This is a genomic window from Photorhabdus heterorhabditis, assembly GCF_018448905.1.
GTDB classification, from domain to species: Bacteria; Pseudomonadota; Gammaproteobacteria; order Enterobacterales; family Enterobacteriaceae; genus Photorhabdus; species Photorhabdus heterorhabditis.
Genome location: NZ_RCWA01000024.1, coordinates 62,455 through 70,713, shown reverse-complemented (window position 1 = coordinate 70,713; position 8,259 = coordinate 62,455). Strand labels below are relative to the sequence as shown.

At 31.2% G+C, this 8,259-nt stretch carries 9 protein-coding genes; all 9 read right to left on the bottom strand.

The features are described 5' to 3' along the window. Window positions 1-107 precede the first annotated feature (107 nt). The 9 genes from EAE89_RS15215 to EAE89_RS15175 all read right to left on the bottom strand — a co-directional run bounded on the left by EAE89_RS15215 (window position 108) and on the right by EAE89_RS15175 (window position 7,744). Window positions 108-296, bottom strand: a complete 189-nt coding sequence (locus EAE89_RS15215) for a hypothetical protein (protein ID WP_244866484.1) — start codon at window positions 294-296, stop codon at window positions 108-110. A 268-nt stretch (window positions 297-564) separates the two neighbouring features. Next, window positions 565-1,179: a rhomboid family intramembrane serine protease gene (locus EAE89_RS15210; RefSeq protein WP_054479167.1), complete on the bottom strand. Its 615-nt coding sequence runs from the start codon at window positions 1,177-1,179 to the stop codon at window positions 565-567. A 21-nt stretch (window positions 1,180-1,200) separates the two neighbouring features. Next, complete coding sequence (locus EAE89_RS15205) at window positions 1,201-1,914, bottom strand: hypothetical protein (protein ID WP_214086168.1); 714 nt, start codon at window positions 1,912-1,914, stop codon at window positions 1,201-1,203. Further along, the gene (locus EAE89_RS15200) at window positions 1,911-2,309 is read right to left on the bottom strand and encodes a hypothetical protein (RefSeq protein ID WP_214086167.1); all 399 of its coding nucleotides are present in this window, start codon (window positions 2,307-2,309) and stop codon (window positions 1,911-1,913) included. Before EAE89_RS15200 ends, EAE89_RS15205 begins: the two co-directional genes overlap by 4 nt. A 575-nt stretch (window positions 2,310-2,884) precedes the next feature. Beyond that, window positions 2,885-4,270 (bottom strand): FAD-binding oxidoreductase, encoded by a 1,386-nt coding sequence (locus tag EAE89_RS15195; protein ID WP_244866482.1) that lies wholly within the window; start codon window positions 4,268-4,270, stop codon window positions 2,885-2,887. Between the two features lie 132 nt (window positions 4,271-4,402). Further along, window positions 4,403-4,939 (bottom strand): isopentenyl-diphosphate Delta-isomerase, encoded by a 537-nt coding sequence (idi, locus tag EAE89_RS15190; RefSeq protein ID WP_214086165.1) that lies wholly within the window; start codon window positions 4,937-4,939, stop codon window positions 4,403-4,405. 15 nt (window positions 4,940-4,954) lie between these two features. Further along, the gene (locus EAE89_RS15185) at window positions 4,955-5,698 is read right to left on the bottom strand and encodes a geranylgeranylglyceryl/heptaprenylglyceryl phosphate synthase (RefSeq protein ID WP_214086164.1); all 744 of its coding nucleotides are present in this window, start codon (window positions 5,696-5,698) and stop codon (window positions 4,955-4,957) included. A gap of 35 nt (window positions 5,699-5,733) precedes the next feature. Further along, window positions 5,734-6,894, bottom strand: coding sequence for a hypothetical protein (locus tag EAE89_RS15180; RefSeq protein WP_214086163.1), 1,161 nt, complete (start codon window positions 6,892-6,894; stop codon window positions 5,734-5,736). Window positions 6,895-6,964: 70 nt separating this feature from the next. Further along, on the bottom strand, window positions 6,965-7,744 hold the full coding sequence (locus EAE89_RS15175) for a radical SAM/SPASM domain-containing protein (protein ID WP_244866480.1): 780 nt from the start codon (window positions 7,742-7,744) through the stop codon (window positions 6,965-6,967). Window positions 7,745-8,259: the final 515 nt, after the last annotated feature.

The window sequence follows — 8,259 nt, the reverse complement described above, 5'->3', positions numbered from 1 at the left end:
GAGGTATAGGTGCTATGATAGGCATCACTCAGTCCGTGTTGGGGTTTGGGATTTTTCGCAATTGATCAGATCGCAAAAATCGGACTGAGTTCCCTCCAAGTGATCTATTATTTTGAAAAGTTATTTAGACAAACATAGGGAATTGTAGAATCATTGGCACAGATTGTATCACTAGATTTAGAAACAGATACAACTCTTACATTAAATCCTTCTTTCTTCAAACTGATAATCTGTTGATGTACAAAAGTTTGTGTTAAGACTGGATATTCTTCAAGAAAAAAAACTATATCACGCATAGAAGATCCTTTTCTTTTTCTACTCGTTATCTTTCAAGTTGCCTCTTTGTTGGCTGCACTCACTCACCCCGGTCACAGAATTATCTATGCTCCCAGGGATTCGCCCCCTTGCCGTCGCGATGCATCTTGAAATCCATTGGGTATATATGGTTAAACAGAGCCACATTAACATAGAAATTATACTGTAATCTATTCCTTTAATTTTTATCACAGCGGGTTTCATAGAAAATCCTCACATTGTCAGTTTATTCGTGGATAATTATTATTTTCAAATAGCAACATTATCAAAATAAGATTTATTTTTCCTATAGAAAAACAAACTCATTGTAAGCCCAATACAAATAGAAAGAACATGGCCTGGCTTCGGGTAGTGAGCATAAATAAAATCTAGAACTATTGCCGGCAGCATGGAAAAAACAACAGCAAACTTTAATATACTAGAGGTATGCTCTTTGACAAAAACCAACAGCAATGCAAAGGAGGATACACCCAAAACAGCTTGTGATGCTCCCGTACCAATATTCCAAGGGTAACTAACAAAGTTAGTGCTATAAAGAGTTCCCAAAGCACCAGAAGTAAACCATAAAACTAATAAAAATTTAGATCCAAGATGTTTTTCTAATAAAATTCCCAGTATGGAAAGTGATAGCACATTGTAGACCATATGCAGTTGTTTAACATGTATGAACTGAGAAACCAGAAGTCGCCAATACTCAAATTCATATAATCTATTTGGTGTTAACCCTCCATATTTCTCTAGATCTATAATACTCATTTTACCGATAAAGCTATCTGTTAATGAATATGAAACAAATGTGGAATAAACAATTGTCACACATACTATAAATACTGTTGTTATAGGAACTTTTTTAATTTGGAACATTCAATACTTCCTTCATAATCATTACATGACATCATAAATTATATCAGATAAATCTTTAAGTGTAACATCTATATCATCAATTTTACTTGATTCTATGTTACGCTTAAAGTTAGTAACAATCTCAGGATTGTCCAACCATCTTTTTATTAAGCTAGGTCCATTAGATTGATTTTCAAAGCAAAAACCAAATTTTCTTTTGTTTGTCAACTCCACTATCCACCTTTCCATTGGTAACCCAGAGAAATGTACTAAAACTGGTAAGTTGAATCTAATTGATTCCAATACTGTGTTCGGACCAGATTTAGAGTATAGAAATGATCCGTTGTTTGTTGAAGCCTCTAGTGCCAACTTTAGATAATCCTTATTAGCTAATGTATTATAAATATATGCTCTATCTGCATATTTCCTATTTAAATCTATGCATTCATCATACAATTTCTTATTCGAAACAATAACCATGAAAATTTTAGGTTTCAAAGGATGTTCAAAAGAAGTTTTTAATACATCAAAGTAACCTTCTTCACATCCATTGCAGAGAATTAAAATAGAAGGAATATCCTTCTGCTCGATTTGATAGTTTGAAACTGGCTTAAATAATGGAACAGTCTCTAATCTATGAAATTTTTTAACCATATCAGAATTTGGGTAATAACTTGTAGTTCTAATCGTCAAATCACTACTAAAATGTTGATGTATTTTAATATCTAACAAACCAGGATTAGTTATGAAGTTCACAGTTTTGAAATCAAAGTCGAATTTTTTTTGAATGCATGGACTACTTTTGCAATAACGCCTTTTGTCGATATAATTAACGATGGAAAATCATTTTCAATGACACTCGATAATGATTCATTTAATACCTTCTCATTATTGAAATTACTAATCCATGAATCAATATCATCTATCAACTCATCATATAACTTCAATTTAATGTGAGGGTCATAGTAACTTGCAGCAATCTCTTGCATCCTTAATCCAAACTTGCTGAACACAGGCACTAATTCATCAAAACAGATTAGCTCTGCAGAAAAAATCTCTTTACTGGCTAGTTCTGACTCAATTTTTTTTGCTGCTTCATAATTTCCCATTCTCCCCCAAGTTCTCATGCAAATAATCAATATCTTCTTCATTTAAGTAATACCCCCACAGTAACTCATTAAATGACGTTTCATAATTTTGCTACACATGGCCTTCTTCAACCCACTGTTATACATAGAATTATGGGTGGTATAAGATGTAGCACTATTTTGGAATCTTATTTAATATAAACTCAAAATCTAATATAAATTCACAACTTTCACCTGATGGAGTTTTAATATATTTTCTAGGCAGGATTCACTATCTAATAGTATTATTATATATATATGTTACAAAATTTTATCTAATTATCTAGTTGAACAACACGCACGATTAGCAGCTAGAAAATAAAGTTTCTTGTTGTATGAATGATAAGTGCTCAAGAGAAATTAATTGCAAATGGTCGCCGTAACCCTCCAATCAAGTCTTTAATTCATACTTCCTTATCGCACGAGCAAGTCCGTCCTTCGTGTACGGACTTTCCGGTACTGGTGATTCAAAGCAAGTTGTTGCAACATGATTCATTCAAGCTCAGAAAGGACTATCTTCGATTTCATAAAAACAAGTGGAAAGTCAGATTATCGTATTACCCATTATAACAAGAATGCAGATAATTTATCTGATTAACTTAGTTCATTTCTATACTAAAAAAATCATAATTATTTACGATCCCTTTAGGATCTAGACGTTTCTTGAGTGCTAAAATTTTTATATAATCATCTCCATATGTTTTTATTTTATCTTCATATTTCATTTCATGCCATCCCGCAAGATAAGGCCGACCTTCATTTAAAATACACTCTTCTAATATTTGACTATGCAATAACTTTAATTTTTCATATTCTTCGCTTTCGCTTCTAGGAAACGTAAAGTACACCCCGACCCCGAATACAATTCCACTCATTTTTTTTGATATGGGTTCGAAAGGAAAGAACTTACTTAAACTAGGACTTTTCTTTAAAATTATAAGAAGCCTACCTTTATTATTTATAAAAACGTTATTGTTAATTACTTTATTTAATAGGAAATTAGCAAAAGCCATAATATTATTCTGATCAACACAATAATCTCCCCAAAGATTAACATGGTCTCTATTCCAGAGATCATGCCTATAGGCACCAAATGTTCTTCCTCTATAATCTCTTACTGAATGGTATTTGTAGCCAATACACCCTGTCACTTGACATTCTAATACCTTATTAACAATATTAATCTGATCAGAATTATTGCTGAGAACCATATTAACATAGTATTTTCCTCGGTATAATTGACATGTGACAGCTTCAATATTCAGATTGGAATATTCAGATATCAATATCAGAAAACTCAGTAAATGAAGAATTCCATCAAACTCTATCACATAAAGTATGTTCTCTACTCTTAATGGAATTGCTTCAAAAGTCACATCTTCAATAATACCAAGTATTCCTAATGATGCGAGTCCAAAATTATAAAGTTCGGAATTTGAATCTTCTGAACATCTATGCCTTTTTCCATCAGGTGTTATTAGAGTATACGATTGAATACATGATGCCTGACTGCCATATAGATATGAATCTTCTCCATATCCACCAACAGAAAGTGTTCCTCCAACAGTCGTATCAGGATGCCTAGTCAAAATAGGAAATGATAAGCCATTTTTTCTCAAAAAATACTCAACAGACAACCATGTTTCAAAAGCTGAAACTTTAAACTTATACTCATCTATTTGTTCAAATACCGGATTTTCGACTGATACTACTAACACAATTCCCTTTGAAAGCGATTGTGTACCAAAAGAATGCCCAACACCACGTATATTTACTGGTATCTCATTTATGTTACAATAGTGAATTATATCTATTATTGAATTTGTATTTTTCACACAGACAACAGCAAGCGGTGATATTAAATACATTCCACCAAAGTTTGTACAAAATGTTGATAAATATTCTTCCGTCAATATAACAGAAACTCCACACAATTGACTAAGATCATTATAAATTTTCTTTTTTTCATGACAATTAGCATTCATTATTCCAGCACCTAATTTTATTCTATAGTTAGAAAACAAGGTATACTTTTATGAAAACCTATCAAAATAGAGGATATTTATTATCATACAGAATTATATTATACTATTGATTAAATTCTCTATACATTCTAATCAGTACAATTTATCAAAGTAGTTCTGTAATATATCTGCCCACTCTTTCTTAAACCAAGGTGTACAAAACTCTTCATTATTATTAATGTATTCTTGAACATCTTTAATATTAATAAAAAATCCTGCTGATACTTCTTCTGGGTTTTCCATTGGTAGTGAATCAGTAAAAACAATAAAGACATGACATAATTCATATTCATATTCATATCCTACATCTTTATATTTTTCTTTATATTGGAACTTATATAGAAACTTTGGTTCTTCATTTATTACAATACCTAGTTCTTCTTCCGCACGTCTCATCACGGCATGAGAAATTTCTTCATCCGGTCTCGGGTGACTGCAATATGAGTTAGACCAATATCCGGGCCAGAGTAATTTAGACTGTGCTCTCTGCTGAATATATACCTCATCTTTTGAATTAATAATAAAGCAGGAAAAGGCACGGTGAAGATAATCACCGTCTAAATGAGCGTCTATCTTATTAATGCATCCGACTCTGTTATCATTCTCATCGACTAAAACAACATCTTCCATATTAGAAACTCCTCATTAATATCTTCTTTCTTTATTTAATATGTTTATAGCATTGTTATTCCAATTGACTTCTTCAAATGTAGTTCCAATTGAAACAAAATCAGCACCAGAATATAACAAGTTATCTACTTGCTCAGTGTTTGATATTCCTCCACTAACAAACAACAGTATATTATCTCCAACAAGAGATTTTACAAAACCGCATATTTCATTAGAAATAATACTGTTTCTTGAATAAAGGTAAAAAACCTTCAACAAATTAAAATCTATACCTTCCAATGCTTTAGAAATACTTTCTGTTGAGTGATCTACAGTTTTTGAATAAACAAACTTTTGAGACTTTTTATCATTGCCTAGAACAAGAGCAGCAGAGCTGATTAAACAGTTGTCGCCATACTTTTCAATACTCTGCTTGATGGACTCTCTCTCTAATGATAAAGAGCTGTAGTATTCCATATTGGAATTTATCACTGATGTGGCAAAAAATGCATCTGCGTGAGGTGATGAAGGAAATCCGTTTGGTTTCTGAGGAGGAAAATGCGTTATGATAGGGATGGTTTTAATCTTTGATGCGGCAGCTATAAAGGGAGCTACTTTCATTTCAAAGTTTTCACAATCCGTACTAGCTACTATACAAAAAGGAGCATATTTTTGAAATATTAATAATCTATTTATATTTATTTCATAATTAAATTTAAATGGATCGATAATAGGGATTATTGACTTTCTACATGAAGTCATATATTTGTAAATATCCATAGTAAACTCTATTTTAACGTTATTAATTTAATAACCTAATTTGACAAAACAATTTTATTAATCAAATAAAGATTTTTTTCTTTTAAACTTTTAGTTTTTTCCCAAGAATATGCAGACCATGCTATTTCTCTTAACGGATTGCCTGAAAACCTTCTAATAAACAACTCAATCAATATGACTACATGCCATATTAAGAATATAAATTTAAATACACTTTTTATAATATTATCTTTAATAGATACATTGATAAACATGGCTGGGAACAACCCATTGAACTGAACTTCTTTCAAATAATACAAGCACTTATCCAATGGATAATCAGCACAATAGACTACAGTGCTAATAATGGATCTACGTATACGAAAATATGTATCTTTGACATTCCCTCCAACATAATGTTGACATATAGACTCCTCCACGATCCTCATATTATTTTGAGGATTTTCTAATTTCATGTCTAATAATTCAAAAAAGAAAAAACCATCATCACAAATATATCTAGCAGGAATCAAATTTTCTATTGATGAGACACCTACCATCATACAACAGCCATGTGGATATTTTGTTTTCTTTGTAGACATTTTATTTTTAGCAAAATTCAAAAATTTTGAAGTAGGATATTTTTTCGGTGTCGGGTATTTCAATGCACCAGAACTCCCTATAAACTCTCTGCGGCGAAGATCTTCATACAGGTGTAAAAATGCATCATCAGATAGAATAACATCATCATCCATCCATCCAACTGCTGAACAGTTTATCCTTCTTGCTAAAAGAACCGTTTGATTTATTGAATATGCTTTGCTCCTGACATCTGTAAGAAACAGTATTAACTTGTCGTAAACCTCATTTTCATTCAAAAGCTTTTGAACACTGTCAATAATATCTTCTCTATGATTATAGTTAGACTGAATACTAACCATTAATACAGAATTAAATTTGATGCATTGTTCTATTCCTCTTTGAATTGCTTCTAAGATCTCAGATTTATCACATCGCCCCCATAGTGTCGGCAACAATATGATACTATCTACATTTTTTATATAAGATAATTGTGCACACTCCTTCAATTCTACTTCATAACAACACTCATCACTAAAATGTAAATATATATCTTTATGTTTCGAATAACTCCAGTTATTCCCTTTTACATAACATTTGGATACTTGCTTTTGCATTATCTCAAATATATTCATCATGTTATACCCCAACAAAATCACAGTATTCACATATTCCGACTCTATTTCTATTCTTTAATTGTGCTCTAATTTAATTTAAATTATTTGAATTCCATATCTCAAGAATGCTTTGATGGTTAAGATCTCCTATAATGGCTTCTTCCATCCAATCCTGACAGCACAAAACAACAGTACCACTGAATGTTATTGTGAGTTCAGTAAATGGTTTTACACATGAATTATTTAGAAATACCTTCTTTTTTTCACCAATATTTCCAGCACGATTTGTCAAGCTTTCAGAGTCATTTCGTGTTACAAATATTAAATTATCAATAATATTCTCCTCCCATTTTTTTATTTTCTTCATTACTATTTTATCATCAGTATAGTCATTTACTATTAACTCAGCATATTGACCAAGCTCCCTCGCAATTTTTTCCTTTAATAAGGAGCCATTTGTCTGAATAACTATTTTTGCATTTGTTTCATTTTTTATCTTTTTAGCCCAATCTATAATTCTCTTATCCATCAATGACTCATTTCTAAAAAACAAACTGATATAACCATTAAAGTCTTTTAACTGCTCCACTATTTTATCAAATAATTCTTGCTGCATTTTTCCTTGTTTCATTTTGACTTTATTTGTGGGACAAAATGAGCAAGAATAGTTACAGCCACTTCTTGTTTCTATTTGTATAATCTTAGGGAAATCTGGCACATCTAATTTACTACTTATTAATTTAGATAAAAATGACTCTATGAATTTTGATTTGATATACTTCCTATTTATACCACTAATTGTATTTAGAACACCTTTCCTTTTTATTCGACTAAAAACATAGCGGATTTTTTCTTTATTTATAACATTCATCTTAGTAAAATATCCTCTTTATAAATTTTGACTCAATATGTTAAGTTAATTTAGATAAATTATCTGCATTCTTGTTATAATGGGTAATATGATAATCTGACTTTCCGCCTATTTTTATAAAATCGAAAATAATCTTTCTGAGCCTGAACACAACTGTAAATATGGGAATAAAATCATGACACACGCTACCACTCATGGATTATAGGCTCCAAAATCCTAGGACAGCCCCAATAGTTATTCATGACAAATGTGTAGTGTAGTACCCATTTTGGCACGCTACCGCTCCTAGACAGTTACCCAGTACTTATAGAATTCGTTTTTCCTCTAAATAACTAATTAATGAAACTTTAAAAAAACACTCCATTAATCCAGAAATCAGCGTAGGGTAGATCACGAATAATTAACATTTATACTTAACTATTAAGATTTTTAAAATGCAAACGTGATGAAAAATAAATTTATGTGAGAACCTCTAAATACTTCCCCTGATCTCGAAGTTGAGCAAAATACAAACA